Origin of the sequence: Acinetobacter sp. SwsAc4, from assembly GCF_013391535.1 — a bacterium.
GTDB lineage: Bacteria > Pseudomonadota > Gammaproteobacteria > Pseudomonadales > Moraxellaceae > Acinetobacter.
This window is the reverse complement of sequence record NZ_JACAXC010000017.1, coordinates 33,798-49,999: the sequence shown is the minus strand read 5'-3', so window position 1 is coordinate 49,999 and position 16,202 is coordinate 33,798. Positions and strand designations below refer to the sequence as shown.

The 16,202-nt window shown below is 40.9% G+C and carries 10 protein-coding genes and 1 pseudogene; 5 read left to right on the top strand and 6 right to left on the bottom strand.

Translation table 11 applies throughout. The features are described 5' to 3' along the window. Positions 1–107: 107 nt before the first annotated feature. From rpsO to HYG88_RS09620, 4 genes are all read left to right on the top strand, one after another. Positions 108–377, top strand: coding sequence for a 30S ribosomal protein S15 (gene rpsO, locus HYG88_RS09635; protein WP_004637724.1), 270 nt, complete (start codon positions 108–110; stop codon positions 375–377). Positions 378–646: 269 nt separating this feature from the next. Next, entirely contained in the window at positions 647–2,737 is a 2,091-nt protein-coding gene (gene pnp / locus HYG88_RS09630; protein WP_178882995.1) for a polyribonucleotide nucleotidyltransferase, read from the top strand. Positions 2,738–2,981: 244 nt separating this feature from the next. Next, on the top strand, positions 2,982–4,304 hold the full coding sequence (locus tag HYG88_RS09625) for a dicarboxylate/amino acid:cation symporter (RefSeq protein ID WP_178882985.1): 1,323 nt from the start codon (positions 2,982–2,984) through the stop codon (positions 4,302–4,304). A 140-nt stretch (positions 4,305–4,444) separates the two neighbouring features. Next, positions 4,445–5,668, top strand: a complete 1,224-nt coding sequence (locus tag HYG88_RS09620; protein WP_178882984.1) for a magnesium transporter CorA family protein — start codon at positions 4,445–4,447, stop codon at positions 5,666–5,668. A 29-nt stretch (positions 5,669–5,697) separates the two neighbouring features. Here HYG88_RS09620 and HYG88_RS09615 read toward each other — a convergent pair whose 3' ends face one another. The 6 genes and pseudogenes from HYG88_RS09615 to HYG88_RS09590 form a co-directional block, all read right to left on the bottom strand. Next, a complete protein-coding gene (locus tag HYG88_RS09615; RefSeq protein WP_178882983.1) occupies positions 5,698–6,024 on the bottom strand; it encodes a chaperone modulator CbpM in 327 nt (108 codons plus the stop codon). 11 nt (positions 6,025–6,035) lie between these two features. Then, a complete protein-coding gene (locus HYG88_RS09610; protein ID WP_178882982.1) occupies positions 6,036–6,980 on the bottom strand; it encodes a DnaJ C-terminal domain-containing protein in 945 nt (314 codons plus the stop codon). A 254-nt stretch (positions 6,981–7,234) separates the two neighbouring features. Further along, positions 7,235–8,110, bottom strand: a complete 876-nt coding sequence (locus tag HYG88_RS09605) for an Hsp33 family molecular chaperone HslO (RefSeq protein WP_005162836.1) — start codon at positions 8,108–8,110, stop codon at positions 7,235–7,237. 119 nt (positions 8,111–8,229) lie between these two features. Continuing rightward, positions 8,230–10,046, bottom strand: a pseudogene (locus HYG88_RS09600) (cation:proton antiporter). Positions 10,047–10,354: 308 nt separating this feature from the next. Next, on the bottom strand, positions 10,355–12,469 hold the full coding sequence (locus HYG88_RS09595; protein WP_178882981.1) for a TonB-dependent siderophore receptor: 2,115 nt from the start codon (positions 12,467–12,469) through the stop codon (positions 10,355–10,357). A 138-nt stretch (positions 12,470–12,607) separates the two neighbouring features. Next, positions 12,608–14,848, bottom strand: a complete 2,241-nt coding sequence (locus tag HYG88_RS09590) for a primosomal protein N' (protein ID WP_005162828.1) — start codon at positions 14,846–14,848, stop codon at positions 12,608–12,610. Between the two features lie 146 nt (positions 14,849–14,994). Between HYG88_RS09590 and gspF the strand changes: the two genes are divergently transcribed. After that, positions 14,995–16,200, top strand: a complete 1,206-nt coding sequence (gene gspF, locus HYG88_RS09585; RefSeq protein ID WP_178882980.1) for a type II secretion system inner membrane protein GspF — start codon at positions 14,995–14,997, stop codon at positions 16,198–16,200. Positions 16,201–16,202 lie beyond the last annotated feature (2 nt).

Sequence of the window (16,202 nt, the reverse complement as noted above, 5' to 3'; positions counted from 1 at the left end):
GGTGATAGATCACTTAAAATAGGCGACTTGCTGTAGTGATGCACGGCAGTCAGTTGCTTGCAACTGATCATTATCATTTTATTTTTTAAGCATCTCGGAGAAATCGAATGGCTTTAACTAACGCAGATCGCGCAGAGATCATTGCTAAATTTGCTCGTGCAGAAAACGACACTGGTTCACCTGAAGTACAAGTTGCTTTATTGACTGCTCAAATCAATGATTTGCAAGGTCACTTTAAAGAACACAAACATGACCACCACAGCCGTCGTGGTTTGATTCGTATGGTTAACCAACGTCGTAAATTACTTGACTATTTAAATGGTAAAGATCACGGTCGTTATGTTGCTCTGATCGGCGCATTAGGTTTACGTCGTTAATTCGATTTGGCTTTATTTTCGGTATTTCGCATGTTGCAATGCTTTAACGCTGAAAACAAAGTTTCGCCTGATTTAAGTTAGGCGATTTTTAGAAGGGGCGCATGTTCGCTCCTTCTTTGTGTTTAAATTTATTTAAAAATTTTGATCTGGTGCGATGGCTTCTAAGCTTTGTCATTTATCTACACATGAGTTGTGGTCTGAATGCCAAACCTTAGGGGTCTCACTAGAATAACTTTTTAAAAGAAACCAGGAAAATATAATACATGTCAATGTTTAATATCGTTCGTAAAGAATTCCAATTTGGTCAGCATCAAGTTGTCTTAGAAACGGGTCGTGTTGCACGTCAAGCAAATACAGTTTTAATCACCATGGGTGGTGTCACTGTGCTTGTTGCGGTTGTGGCTCAGCCTAAAGCAAAAGCGGGTCAAGACTTTTTCCCGTTAACTGTTAACTATCAAGAAAAACAATATGCGGCGGGTCGTATCCCTGGTGGTTATGGCAAGCGCGAAGGTCGTGCGTCTGAAGCTGAAACTTTAATTTCTCGTTTGATTGACCGTCCAATTCGTCCGTTGTTCCCAGAAGGTTACTTCAACGAAATTCAAGTCACAGCAACAGTTGTGTCTTCTGACAAAACCATGGATGCTGATATTGCTGCGATGTTAGGTACATCTGCTGCATTATCGATTGCGGGCACACCTTTCCGTGGTCCAATCGGTGGTGCGCGTGTTGGTTTAATCAATGGTGAATATGTTCTTAACCCAACGTTAGAACAACTTGCACAATCTGATCTTGACCTTGTGGTTGCGGGGACAGAATCAGCAGTGCTTATGGTTGAATCTGAAGCAAAAGAACTTTCAGAAGACCAAATGTTAGGCGCAGTACTTTTCGGTCATGACGAAATGCAAATTGCTGTACAAGCAATCAAAGAATTTGCTGCAGCTGTTGGTGCGAAAGAATCAGAGTGGGTTGCTCCAACACACAACGAAGAATTACGTGCGAAATTAAAAGAAGCATTTGAAGCAAAAATTTCAGAAGCGTATACCATTGCGGTAAAACAAGAACGTTATGCAGCTTTAGATGCACTTTATGCAGAAGCAAAAGCGCAATTCGTTCCTGAAGAAGATGTTGATGGCATCGCTGATGAAGTGGACTTCCTGTTTGAAGACCTTAAATACCGTACTGTACGTGACAACATCTTGTCTGGTAAGCCACGTATCGATGGTCGTGACACCAAAACCGTTCGTGGTATCGACGTTCAAGTAGGTGTATTAGATCGTGCTCATGGTTCAGCATTGTTTACACGTGGTGAAACACAAGCACTTGTAACTGCAACTTTAGGTAATACACGTGATGCATTGATGGTTGATACCTTAGCGGGTACGAAAACTGACAACTTCATGTTGCATTATAACTTCCCAGCTTACTCTGTAGGTGAAACAGGTCGTGAATCAGGTCCTAAGCGTCGCGAAATTGGTCACGGTCGTTTAGCACGTCGTGGTGTACAAGCGGTTCTTCCACCTGTTGATCGTTTCCCTTACGTACTTCGTATCGTATCTGATATTACTGAATCAAATGGTTCATCTTCTATGGCGTCTGTTTGTGGTGCATCTCTTGCACTTATGGATGCAGGTGTTCCACTTAAAGCGCCAGTTGCTGGTATTGCAATGGGCTTAGTGAAAGAAGGTGAGCGTTTCGCAGTTCTTTCTGACATCTTAGGTGATGAAGATCATCTTGGTGATATGGACTTTAAAGTAGCAGGTTCAGCAAACGGTATTACTGCGCTTCAAATGGACATTAAGATTGAAGGGATCACTGAAGAAATTATGGAAGTTGCGTTAAACCAAGCATTTGCTGGTCGTATGCACATCCTGAATGAAATGAACAAAGTGATTTCACGTGCTCGTCCTGAAATTTCAATGCATGCTCCTACTTTTGAAGTGATCAGCATTAACCCAGACAAGATTCGTGATGTCATTGGTAAAGGTGGTGCAACGATTCGTGCTATTACAGAAGAGACTAAAGCTGCGATTGATATCGAAGACAATGGTACAGTTCGTGTATTCGGTGAAACTAAAGCTGCTGCCCGTGCTGCGATTGCAAAAATCCAAGCACTTACTGCTGAAGTTGAACCAGGTAAGATCTATGATGGTAAAGTAATCCGTATCGTTGAGTTTGGTGCGTTTGTAAACATCATGCCAGGTACTGATGGTTTACTTCACATTTCGCAAATCTCAAATGAGCGTATTGCAAACGTGACTGACGTATTGAAAGAAGGTCAAGATGTGAAAGTACAGGTTGCGGATGTTGATAACCGTGGTCGTATCAAGTTGACAATGAAAGATATTGAGCAAGCTCAATAATAGCAATACTTTTGATTAAAAAAAGCGCATTGTTTTTACAATGCGCTTTTTTATTAACTAGATGAAAACTATAAATATAAATTGGCGAAACAATAAACATAAAATTATTTTATATTAGACATTAGTCGAGTGCTTAAATTGTGAGGATTACAATTAACGTAGAATTCCCCAAATTTCCGCTCCTGCCGTTTTAGATAGACAGTCGGAAGTCTATTTGTTATCCCAATATGAAGGAATATTGCACATGCATATCGATCATGCTGCCACAGGTCAAGATGACCAGCAGCCACCAAAGAAACCCAAGTTTTATCAAATTCTTTATGTACAAGTGATCTTCGCAATTGTTGCAGGGATATTGTTAGGTCATTTTTTTCCTGAATTTGGCGAAAGCTTAAAGCCGCTTGGTGAAGCCTTCATTAAAATGGTGAAAATGATTATTGCACCCGTAATTTTCTTGACTGTTGTGACAGGAATTGCTGGGATGAAAAATCTCGGCAGCGTTGGACGAGTCACGGGTAAAGCGATGATTTACTTCCTGACCTTTTCAACATTGGCATTAGTCGTCGGGTTAATTGTTGGGAATGTGATTCAACCGGGTCATGGGTTAAATATCGATCCAAGTACGTTACACAGCACTAAAGTTGATGAATATGCAGCTAAAGCACATGAGTCAACTATTACAGGTTTCTTGATGAATATCATCCCAGATACATTGGTGAGTCCATTTGTATCAGGTCAAATTCTTCAAGTTTTGTTTGTCGCAGTCTTATTTGGTTTGGCACTTGCTAAATCAGGCGATTTGGGTCGTCCAATTACTGACTTCTTACAACAATTAACCAATCCTGTATTTACTTTGGTGAGTATGTTAATGAAGTTTGCACCTATTGGTGCATTTGGTGCGATGGCATTTACCATTGGCGCTTATGGGATCAGTTCAATTGGGAACTTGATGTTATTAATCGCAACTTTCTACATCACTGCTTTACTTTTTGTCATTGTTATCTTGGGTGCAGTCGCTCGTTATAATGGTTTTTCGATTATCGACCTGATCCGTTATATTAAAGATGAACTCTGGTTGGTTCTTGGTACAAGTTCATCAGAAGCAGCACTCCCATCATTGATGGCGAAAATGGAAAAAGCAGGCTGTGAAAAATCGGTTGTAGGTTTAGTAATTCCGACAGGGTATTCATTTAACTTAGATGGTACTAATATTTACATGACATTGGCGGCATTATTCATTGCACAAGCATGTAATATTGAATTGACACTCACTCAACAAATGACAATTTTATTGGTGGCTATGCTCAGTTCTAAAGGGGCTGCGGGGATTACGGGCGCAGGCTTTATTACTTTGGCTGCAACGCTTTCGGTTATTCCTGCGATTCCAGTTGCGGGAATGGCATTGATCCTTGGCATTGACCGTTTTATGTCTGAATGCCGTGCTCTAACTAATTTAGTTGGTAATGCTTGCGCAACAATTGTTGTTGCAAAATGGGATAAAGCATTAGATAAAGAGCAACTCGACCAAGTCTTAAAGCATGGTGTGGTACTAAACAAAGAAGTTTAATACCCCTTAATTTGAAAAAGCCTCGATGCCTCGCATACGAGGCTTTTTCATGTCATTTGATTTTGATAATAGAATAAACATAGCTTTTTATTGTGCTTCATGGCAGCATTTCTATAGATTTTCAAACTTATCTCGACTCTATGCAGCTTTATTATTTTTATCGTCATAACAGTGAAAATACGATTTTTATTAGCGTGGAACAACAAACAGAACATACGCTTGAGTTTTTATGGGTTGATAGTTTGAGACAGGATTTGGTTAATCATACCGATTCTTGGCAAAAAAATATTTATGAGCATACTGGTGTGGTGCTTAACGAATTTCATATTCGTGACCTGCTCAATATCGAACATCCTTGTGCTTTCGACAGTGTCGAGGAATATGACCTATTAGTATTTCGGAAATTGATCAGTCCAGACGATCAAATTTATGAAAGTGACAATGCTTTAGAATCTCATGAAAGTATTTTTGGCCTAGCAACTACACCGATGGGTTTTATTCTAACGCCGAATATTTTGGTGAGTGTGAGGGAGCAGGGAAATAAAGCAATCGAAAGCTATATTCAACGTATTCAAGTAATTATGGGTCGTCCGATTGCTGAACAAAATAAGCCGAGAAAATTAGCCAGTACACCTGCCGATTTATGCTTACGCTTATTGAACAGCATGATTGATGGCTATTTGAATTTACGTACGCCCTTGACCCGTCGTGTTGAATATTGGCAACAGCAACTTTTGCAGGGCAATCGCCGTTTTAAACAGTGGCATCAATTGTTTCATGAAGATATGGCTTTCCAGCAAATTGAAAATTTATGTGAGGAACAAGTAGAGACCTTGCAGGAATTACGAGATGAACTGGTGGATAATTATCATCATGTGATGGGGGAACATAAACATAAGAATCAAGACATTCTCTTGGTTCGTCTCAATGATTTAATGAGCCATGTAGAGCGTGTTCAAAAACATACCTTGCGTTTAAGAAATGCGATTCAATCGGCGATTGATTTACATTTTTCAGCTATTGCGAATCAAACCAATGAAAATATGCGGATTTTGGCAATTATTACGGCAATATTTGCACCCTTGACTTTGCTGACGGGAATTTACGGAATGAACTTTGAGTTTATTCCAGGATTAAAGTCACCTGTTGGTTTTTGGATTATGCTTGCAGTCATGTTAATGAGCACGCTGGCACTGTTGTACTATTTTTACCAGCAACATCTAGTAGGGCGGGGTGAACGGAGCGTAATTGATTTATTGGCGCAACAGCATAAACAACGAAATTTAAATTTACTTTGGTTCTTAGACTATGAACCAATTAAGCAAACACTGAAAGAAGTAGAAAAAATGACTAAACTTAAATAAAGCGTTTAGTCATATATATTGATGTTACCTTAGTGAAAATGTTTTAACTGCCTGCGGAGTTGCTGCACTTCATCAATCAGGTCCAGCATCACCGCAACTGCTGATAAGCTAGCATCGAAGTCACGTTGTAAACGATAAGCTCGACGTGCTCGGGCGACATCTTCACCGATAAACTGATAACTTTGTGGATCGACTTGGATTTGTAAAATTTCATAATCAATCAGTTTTAAAACCCAATCTATACTTTGGCCACATGCTTCTGCAAAGTGTTCGAGATCAAGTGCCAATTGTTCATCAATAATTTCAACTTGGCAGTGACCGTCATATTGAATTTCTTTGTATTGAATAGTTGTCATGATCTTACTCCTTATGAGGCACGAGGTCGGAAAGTGGAGAAGGCTTCGGCAAACTGTTGATAAGCCTGTTGTTCTTGCTCACTGTGTGCTGGTGGTAAAACAATATTAATAATTAGATATAAATGCCCTGCGGTTTTATTTGGTATCCCTTTATCTTTGAGACGTAATTGTTGACCATTCTTAGCATTTTTAGGTAAATTGACTTTGAGTTGTCCTGCGGGAGTATTGACTTCAATGCTTTGTCCTAGAGCTGCTTCCCACGGACTCACATCAATAGTTTGATAGACATCAGCCCCTTCAATACGAATGCGGTCGGTATCTTTATATTGGATTTCAATATAAAGATCACCATTTTCACCGCCATTGATACCACTTTGCCCTTGACCATTTAAGCGAATTTGCTGGCCTTCTTTCATTCCTTTTGGAATCTTAACCTGTAAGGTTTTTCGCTGGACTTCAGGTTCACCATAGACGTTATAAGTTGGAATTTGTAAGGTAATTTGTTGGGTTGAGCCGTGATAGGCAATATCTAAATCGACTTGAATACTGGCATGCTGATCTTCACCCTTGTAACTGCGTTGCTGGCGTTGCGAACGCTGCTGCCCACCACCAAAACCTGAGCCAAATCGACCAAATAAATCCTCAAAGCCACTAAAGTCAGCGCCTTCACCTGAGCTTTGGCGATAGAACTGTGAGCCGCCAAACCCATTTGAATTGCCTTGTCCAAAATTAGAGAAACCTTGTGGATGATCCAGCATCTGGTCATATTCAGCTTTTTTCGTGGCGTCACTCAAGGTGTCATAGGCGACATTAATCGCCTGCATTTTAGCTTCCGCATCGGTTTCTTTACTCACATCAGGATGATATTTACGTGCCAGTTTTCGATAAGCTTTTTTTATTTCATCTGCTGCGGCATCTCTTGAAACACCTAGCTCTTCATAATAATTTTTTGCCATGATCTTAAATATAATAATGAGATGTTTCTTTTATTATGAAACGAATCCAAGAGATTTCAATAGATTCGATTGTATAAGAGTTGTTTTGTTGTTTTGGAAAAAATGCCAGCCCTCTGGCTTGGCTGACACTGATGATGATGTCCATTGAACTATCACTTTAAGTGAAATAGAGTTTTGGGTAAATGTCTTATCCAGTAGACATTCATATCAAATAAAAAAAGACGGAAGCCCGTCTTTTTTATTTTACTTTTCAATTAACTTAAATGTTCACCAAATAAGCCTAAAGCTTCTTCTGCACTAAACTCATAACGTGCATTACAGAATTGGCAATCCATCTGGATTGGATTTTGTGCTTCTAGTGTTTCATGAACTGCATCCACACCAATTTGAATCAAAGCGTGGGCGCAGCGTTCCTTTGAACAGGTACAACCGAACTTTAACTGCTCAACTTCAGGTAAACGAACCTCTTCTTCGTTATACAAACGATAGAGAATTTCATTGGCTGAAAGATCCGTCAATTCCTCGGGTTTAAGGGTTTCAGTCAACATGGTCAAACGGGGCCACAGGTCTTCATCAACCAACTGTTGTTCTTCTTCATTATTACGAGGGAGTAGTTGGATTAATAAACCACCTGAACGTTGACCATTAGTTGCCAGTACTATATGTGTTGGAATCTGTGCAGACAAATCGTAATATTGCTTTAAACAACCTGCTAATGTCGGTTGATCAAATGGTACGATACCTTGGTAGCGTTCGCCGTGTTCAGGTTCGATATTGATGAACAGCACAGGGTTGCTCAGGGCAGCAAGCACGGTACGACTATCTTTACCTTCTGCGAAGCGCGGATCTTCTTCGTAATCTGCGAGCGCACGAACTTCACCTAAGTGATTGCATTCGGCCATAGCCCATTTAAATGTTCCGCTTGCTTGAATTTGTAAGCTAATACGACCACGAATCTTGAGTGTACTTGCAAGTAAGGCGGTTGCACTCAGCATTTCACCCAAGAGACTTTGTACCGCAGGCATATATTCACGTTGCGCCAAAATGGTTTGTAGTGCTTCTTCCAAATGAACCACTTCACCACGAACAGGGCAGTCTTCGATAAAAAAGCGTTGGCGTAAATCAGACATATTTTTCTCCAGTGCTCCTTCGAGGGAGCGCAAAGCAACGCTTTGCTTTGTAACGCACTTCAGAATTTATAAAGAGGTGCATGGTTATGCAGTCAATAATGGTGTCAGTTTGCCAAAACTCAAGATGTTTCATTGAGTGATTTTGCATCACATTGTGTGTTTTGATCATTGCTCGCACGATCTAAAATCAAAGTTTTTGTATTTGCAAATAAATACTCAAGCTCGGCAATAGCACTTGGATGGTTTTTAATGATCTCTTGTTGATTAGAATTCCAATGTTGCTGCATAAGCCGTTCATCTTCTTGTTTAAAATGCATCATCAAATTTTGTGCTTCATCTTCGGGAAGGCCTGTTTCAACCAAGGTTTGCTGCGCCATACTTAAAGCAGATGCGTAGGTTTCACGCCAAATCTGTGAGATACCTAAATCATGAAGTAATCGTGCATGATGACGATCTCGAGCACGAACCAAAATGGTTAAATCTGGATAATTTAAACGCAGATGTCGTGCTAGATTCATGCTGTCCTCGACATCATCAATCGCAATAATCAGTAACTTACAGTATTCAATACCTGTAGCGCGTAGGTTTTCGATTTGTGTAACATCGGCATCAATAAAATGATGTCCATATTGTTCAATAAAGTCAGCATCAGGTTGGTTGCTATCAATCACGTTAAAGTGTTTGCCTTGCGCATGTAAAGCACGTGCAATGACTTGCCCAAAACGGCCAAATCCAATAATGAGAATTGGATGTTGTGGGATATCAGCATCAGCCACAGCGGCTTTATTTTTTGCAGCATCGGTAAAATTTTCCGATTAAACAGTGCGTAAAGTAAAGGTGTGAATAGCATCGAACCCAAGATAATGAGAAATGTCGGTGCTAATAATTCTGTGCTAACTAAATTTTCGCTTTCAGCTAGCTTGAGTAGAATTAAACTGAGTTCACCACTTTGTGCCAAGCTTACGGCAAATAAGGTACTAAATTTGGCATTGCGTTGTTGATAATAGCTGATCGCACCGATCACAACTGCTTTGATTAAGACCAGTGCAAAGATTGAACCTAGAATCAAGAGTGGAGATTGGCTTAAAGGTGTCAATGAAAGACCTAAGCCAATCGCCATAAAAAACAAGCCTGTCGCCGTATCTTTCAAGGGTTCTAGAATACGCTCAACTTCAACTTTAAATTCAGTCTCAGCAAGTAAAAGTCCAGCTAAAAATGCAGCAATCAAAATATGAAGATTTAAAATATCCATAATTAGGATGACTGAAAGCAGGATGAATAAACTGAGCACAGCAATGAGATGGAGACTTTTTTTATGTACTAAGAAACGAAATATAGGACGAACTAAATAACGATTGGCTAAAAATAGACCTGAAATCGTAGCGATGAGCGCTGCAAAATAGGCGATTCCGTGTCGAGTAGAGGCTGTGTCTTCTAGCAAAGGAAAGAGTGCAATCAGAATGACGGTAATAAAAGCCTGCAATTGTAAGGTGGCTAAAGTAGCTTGTTCTAATTTATGGTTGTTTTGTTGTTTTTGTTGGAGTAGTTGTTGTGGAAGAATCAACGCGGAGAGCGCTAAAATACATCCGAGCATCAGACTGTGCCATACTTGATCAAGCAGTAAGAAGCATGCTCCAACTAGAAGGATCGTGATGATGAAGTATTGTAGGCCACTATTTTTTAGGATGCCTTTGCGTTCTCCCCATAGTTTTAGCGGGCGAAAAGCAAAGCCAATAAAGAACATCACGGCAATCATACCGAAATGCAGCAGTTGATTAATCAGTTTAGGATCTTCAATCAAACCAGAAACACTGGAACCAAGTAAAAGTCCTGCAATCAGATAACCCAAGACAGTCGTGCCTGTGTAACGCTTCGCTAATGGAGCAAAAATTAAAGCTGCCGCCAGTAAAACAATAGCTTGTGGTAGGAATGACATGTTCTGCCTTGATCTGCTGATTTCTTTCAGCTGTTACATTAACTTAAAAATTGGGTGAGTTTGTAAGGGAAATATGAATTTTTCTTTTGGATTTTTATTTTTAAACGCTCTTGAGATGTACGCCTCCATGTCAAACGATATCACGTGAGTTTCATGGAGGTGCAGTATTTATAAAGTAGATGATGTTGTTGGGCGCAATAACCATTTCACAGAAGCATCAATTGAATGAGCCACTCAGAAAATGCATGGCTCATTCATATGAAAATAGGCATTTATTATTCTCAGAACAATAAATGTGAGGCAGTGGCTTAGTATTTAAATTTCACATTCAAACGAATCATACGAGGATCACCCCAATTCACTAATTGCGCATTTGGTGTCGTACCTGCTAGGTATTCTCGGTCAAAGAAGTTTTTAATCGTTAAGCCAGCTCCCCAATGTTTTGCCTCATAACCTGCATTAACATCAAACACTGTATAGCCTGGTAACTCAATATAGGCTGTTCCACGTTGTGCGGTACGTAAACCTTGATAGCGAATGCCTGCACCGATATTCCAGCCTAGTTTGTCAGGACTAAAATAATATTGAGTCGATAATGTTCCCGCATTTTTAGGTACATGGTTGGCTCTTTTCCCAATTTCACTTTCCGTTACACTTTCCATCACTTTCGCAGTTGGGATGTAACTATAAGTGGCAGATGCATTCCATTGATCCGTCAAAGATGCTGCCATTTCAGCTTCAAAGCCTTTGGTTTTTTGTTCACCTGTTTGAATGGAATAATCACCACTGGCATCTGATTCAGTTACATTTTTACGTGTGAGGTCATAATAAGCAACATAACCTTGCAAGCGTTGATTTAAGGCTTGAAGTTTAATACCGATTTCTGCTTGTTTACCTTCTTCAGGATCGAGTAATTCGCCATTTGCACCTGTATCTGTCACTGGCATAAATGAAGTCGCATAGCTGATATAAGGCGCAAACATATCATTGATGCGATACATGACAGAGGCGCTACCTGTAAAGGCTTGATCAGAGTTCTGTGTCGTGGTGTTTTTTAAGATGTTGTCAATTTCAACTTGAGTCCAGTCATGGCGTCCAGATAAGCCAATAATCCAGTTGTCATCAATCTTAACCGTATTGCGAAGATATAAACCTGCATATTGACTATAAGTCAGCTCTTGAGTTGGTGTACCCAGTTTTACGCTGGTAATACCATAACTTGGATTATCCGCATTGAATGAATTAATAGTATCTGTTCGGCGGTAATAATCACTACGCTCTTTCATCATATCCAAGCCAACCATGACATCATAATTGACTCGTCCAAAATTAAAGTTGCGCTGTAAATTACTATCCAACGCATAGTTGATATCTTGCTTATCTTGATTGTTAACTGCACGTTTAATGGTTGGCAATGTGGTATTGCTCGTAGCTAAAACGGCATCACCTTGAGTATCTGTTTTGGTGACAGCAAAGTTTTGTTTATAGGTCCAACCATTATCAAAATAATGTGCATAGTTTGCTCCAGCACGATAGACATCAACGTTATAGCCGTGATCTGGCTCACCAAAGAAAAGATTGTGTGAATAACTCTTATAGGTTGAACTATTGCCATGTGGAATGCCCTGTTGGCGAACATATTCACGGTGCTGATAACTGGCAATAACAGATAAATCGTCCTTTTCACCTAAATCAAAGTTATAAGACGGCGCAATGTAATAGTTTTTGAAATACACATAATCGGTTGGATCATCTTGATCAGAGACTCGACCAACGAGACGGAAAGCACCTTTCTCTGTGTTATTCGGTGCATAGTTAATATCAAAAGTGCCTTCTCTGAGATTGTAGCTACCATAGCTTAAAGTTCCCCGATAAGCGGTTTCTGCCTGTGGGCGCTTTGTGGTTAGGTTGACTAAACCACCAGGTAAAGCAAAACCGAAGCCAACAGAAGTAGGACCTTTGACGACCTCGATCGATTCTAAGCCTGAAATATCTTCTGCTCTTAGTACATTGTCTGATGTCTGTACTCGTAAACCATCAATATAGGTTTGTGAGCTTGAAATTTGTCCACGAATAATAAAGTCATCCCAACCACGACGACCATATTGTCCAGAACTCACACCAGCCACGCCTTCTAAAGCTTCGGAAACGGTTTTTGCTTGTTTCTGCTCGATTTGCTGATTGGTTACCACACTAATTGATTGGGCTGTTTCAAATAAAGGGGCATTTGATCTGAGCACAGCTGTGGCAGTCTTTGCTGCATAGCTATTTTTTTCTTGTTTTTCTGCCTGAACTTTAATCTTCGGCAAGACCTGTGTTGAGGTAGAAGATGCGGTATCTTCCTGTTGTTCAGATTGAGCAAAAGTATGACTTGCCATGACAGCAAGTATAGAAAAAGCGAGGGAGGAGGTACGGAATCGCATGGTGAAAGGATAACTTTACAAAGATAATGCTAATTATAATTATTTTCATTTGCAAAGTTAATGTTTATTACGAATAGTTTGATTTCTTTATTTTTTGGAAATGATTTTTAATATCACAAAATTTAATAAACCACTGATTTAACTAAACTCTTGTGGATCAACATCGATCGAGAGTCTGAGCAAATGCTGACGTGGTAAATGTACCACTTGTTGCCACCATTGACGTAAATAAAAGTGCAGTTTGGCGCGATCAGTGGATAAAATCACCATATGCGCGCGATAACGACCAGCTTTACGTTCCATTGGTGCGGGAATGGGCCCCCAAATATCAACTAAATCTCCAGCCATTGTCCGTAATTGTTGTGCAATATCTGCCAAGAATTGTTGGCTATAATCTCTGTCTTTAGATTCAACACGAACCAATACTGCATAACGATAAGGTGGTAGCAGGGCAATTTTGCGATCAGCCAGCATTTGTTTGGCGACAGTACGATAATCATGTTCAATTAATGTGGTCAGCATCGGATGATCTGGACGCAAACTTTGCAAATAAACACTGCCTTTATGCTCACCACGACCAGCACGGCCAGCGACTTGCACAATCAGCTGTGCAGTTCGTTCAGGTGCACGTGGGTCAACACTGAGCAGTCCTGCATCAATATCTAAAATCGCAACAAGGGTAACATGCGGAAAATGATGGCCTTTGGCCAGCATTTGAGTGCCCAACAAAATGCTCGGTTTATTTTGCTGAATGCGATCATAGATTTTTTGCCAGCTACCGACTCGACTGGTGCTGTCACGATCGACCCGAATCACTTCATGATGTGGAAAAAGCTCCTGTACATGTTCTTCAAGTTTTGCTGTTCCTGTCCCAATCGTTTTTAAGCTTTGTTTCTGACATGCAGGACAATGATCAGGCAGACGATTGATGGTGCCGCAATGATGACAATGCAAATAATGGTAGGGCTGTGAATGCAAAGTAAAATGCGCATCACAATGTGGACAGTTGGCTTGCCAACCACAGCTTTCACACATCAGGATCGGCGCATAACCACGTCGATTTAAAAAGATCAGCACCTGCTCTTTACGCTCTAAAGTATGCTTAATCTGTTCGATCAAGGTTTGGCTGAGACCATACTTCTTTTTTGCGACTTTTAAATCCACCACATACATTTTCGGCAGTACAGCGATGCCCGCACGCTGATTCAACTCAAGCAAATGTAACTTGCCCGATTCCACCAAGTGATAACTGTCAATACTTGGGGTGGCTGAACCGAGAATGACAGGGCAGTTTTGCAAATGGCCACGATACAACGCCACATCACGGGTATGATAACGAAAACCTTCTTGCTGCTTAAAGGAAAGATCATGTTCCTCATCTAGAATGATTAAGCCCAAATGCGGCAGTGGGGTATAGATTGCTGAACGTGTGCCAATAATAATGGAAGCTTTGCCCGTTTGTGCATGTTGCCATGCCTGTAAACGTTTTGAGTCATTTAAGCCTGAGTGCAGTAAAGCCACATCACAGTGAAAGCGTGACTTAAAACGAGCGATCGTTTGCGGGGTTAGGCCAATTTCAGGCACCAGTACCAATACTTGTTTGCCTTGTTTTAACACCTCATACATAACTTGCAAATAAACTTCAGTTTTGCCACTGCCAGTCAAACCATCGAGTAAAAATGCCTGATAGTGATGTTGTGCTTTGAGGATCTGTTGAATGGCTTTCTTTTGATCTTCGTTCGGTGTTAAAGGCACTTGAGCCAATTGCACAGGTGTAGGGGTGAAATCATGCGGTTCTAGGCAGCATTCAACTAAGCCCTTTTTTTCTAATGCCTTTAAAGTTGAGGTTTCTACACCACTGAGATTGAGCACATTCTCCGTAGAACCATGTGGATGAAGCTTCAAAACCTGATAGGCATCATACTGTTTTTGAGAGCGTTTTAATAAGGCATTCGGGTCATCGTATGGGATGATTTTCCATAAATGAAACAGAATGTCTAAGGCGCGACCTTGTCTTAATAAAGTAGGTAGGGCACTTTGCATCACTTCACCAATCGGGAATTGGTAATATTGGGCTGACCATGTCAACAAAGTTAAAACTTGTTGGTCTAAAATCGATTCCTGATCGAGTAATTCTGTGATGGGTTTAAGTTTAAATTGCCCTGTAAATGCTTCGTTTGGATCAACTTTCTCCGTAATGATTCCCACGAGATTTTGCCGTCCAAAAGAAATCGCGACACGTGCACCGATTTGAGCTTGTGCGTATTGTTCAGCGCTGACCGTATAGTCAAACGTGTCATATACATAAACGGGTATTGCAACTCGAATACGGTACAGAATCGCGTTAGAATTTTCGGTAGGCATATAGGCTTCATTCATGGGTAAAATGGCATGACTGCATGTCATGGAATTATGCTAAAGTGCGAAGTGTTATGTCGATGAATTTCTTGTGAAACTCTTAGGTTTCATTTCAAACACGGATGCAACTGTAACAACAACTATTTTGGGACAATTAGAACAGAACCATGCCTGCTTATCAATTTACTGCGCTTGATGCCTCTGGAAAGCAACATAAAGGTGTGCTGGAAGGGGATTCTGCACGCCAAATTCGTCAACAGTTACGCGATAAAGCATGGACACCCATTGCGGTCGATGCCGTTGAGCAAAAAGACAAACAGCAACAACGCTCATGGTTTAAAAAAAGCTTTAGCGCCTATGATCTGGCGTTGATGACCCGTCAGCTTTCAGTGCTGGTTGCAGCAGGTATTCCGCTGGAAGAAGCCTTGCGTGCGGTCAGTAAGCAAAGCGAAAAGACTCATGTACAAAACCTGTTGATCGCTGTGCGTTCCAAAGTGCTGGAAGGTCATTCATTAGCACAAAGTATGCAACAAGCAGGTCGTTTTCCTGAGCTCTATATTGCCACAGTTGCGGCAGGTGAGCGTTCGGGGCATCTGGACCTGATTTTGGACCAGCTTTCAGACTACACTGAAAACCGCTTTGCCATGCAAAAGAAAATTCAGGGCGCGATGATTTATCCGATTGTACTGATGTTGATGTCTTTCGGAATTGTCATGGGTCTAATGACCTATGTCGTGCCTGAAATCGTCAAGACTTTTGAGCAAAGTAAGGAAGCCTTGCCGTGGATTACGGTTGTGCTGATGAAAGCCAGTACCTTTATTCGCCATACATGGATTGCAATGCTGATCCTTGCTGTGATTGCAATCATTCTGTTTACACGGTTTCTAAGAACCACCGCAGGGCATTATGCCTTTGACCGTTTAACACTCAAGTTGCCTCTGTTTGGTAAACTCTCGCGTGGTATCAATGCAGCACGTTTTGCCAGTACGCTGTCGATTTTGACCCGTTCAGGTGTACCTTTGGTTGAAGCGTTACGCATTGGCGCGGAAGTGAGCAATAACTGGGTGATTCGTGATGCGATTGAAGTGGCGATGGAACGTGTAACAGAAGGTGGTAATTTGGCAACACAATTGGAGCGTTGCGGTTATTTCCCACCCATGATGGTACAAATGATTCGAAGTGGTGAAGCGTCAGGTGAACTGGATCGCATGTTGGACCGTGCATCCACGATGCAGGATCGGGAAGTCACCACCTTTATCTCCACCTTGCTGGCATTGCTGGAACCGTTGATGCTGGTGTTTATGGCAGGTATCGTATTGGTAATTGTGATTGCGGTGATGTTGCCAATTATTAATATGAATAATATGATCTAGGA

Excerpts from the sequence above, each read along its gene's own strand:
- rpsO (WP_004637724.1), top strand. The coding sequence starts at position 108 with ATGGCTTTAACTAACGCAGATCGCGCAGAGATCATTGCTAAATTTGCT.
- HYG88_RS09605 (WP_005162836.1), bottom strand. The coding sequence starts at position 8,110 with ATGTCTGATTTACGCCAACGCTTTTTTATCGAAGACTGCCCTGTTCGT.
- gspF (WP_178882980.1), top strand. The coding sequence starts at position 14,995 with ATGCCTGCTTATCAATTTACTGCGCTTGATGCCTCTGGAAAGCAACAT.
- HYG88_RS09590 (WP_005162828.1), bottom strand. The coding sequence starts at position 14,848 with ATGAATGAAGCCTATATGCCTACCGAAAATTCTAACGCGATTCTGTAC.
- HYG88_RS09625 (WP_178882985.1), top strand. The coding sequence starts at position 2,982 with ATGCATATCGATCATGCTGCCACAGGTCAAGATGACCAGCAGCCACCA.
- HYG88_RS09615 (WP_178882983.1), bottom strand. The coding sequence starts at position 6,024 with ATGACAACTATTCAATACAAAGAAATTCAATATGACGGTCACTGCCAA.
- pnp (WP_178882995.1), top strand. The coding sequence starts at position 647 with ATGTTTAATATCGTTCGTAAAGAATTCCAATTTGGTCAGCATCAAGTT.
- HYG88_RS09610 (WP_178882982.1), bottom strand. The coding sequence starts at position 6,980 with ATGGCAAAAAATTATTATGAAGAGCTAGGTGTTTCAAGAGATGCCGCA.
- HYG88_RS09595 (WP_178882981.1), bottom strand. The coding sequence starts at position 12,469 with ATGCGATTCCGTACCTCCTCCCTCGCTTTTTCTATACTTGCTGTCATG.
- HYG88_RS09620 (WP_178882984.1), top strand. The coding sequence starts at position 4,445 with ATGCAGCTTTATTATTTTTATCGTCATAACAGTGAAAATACGATTTTT.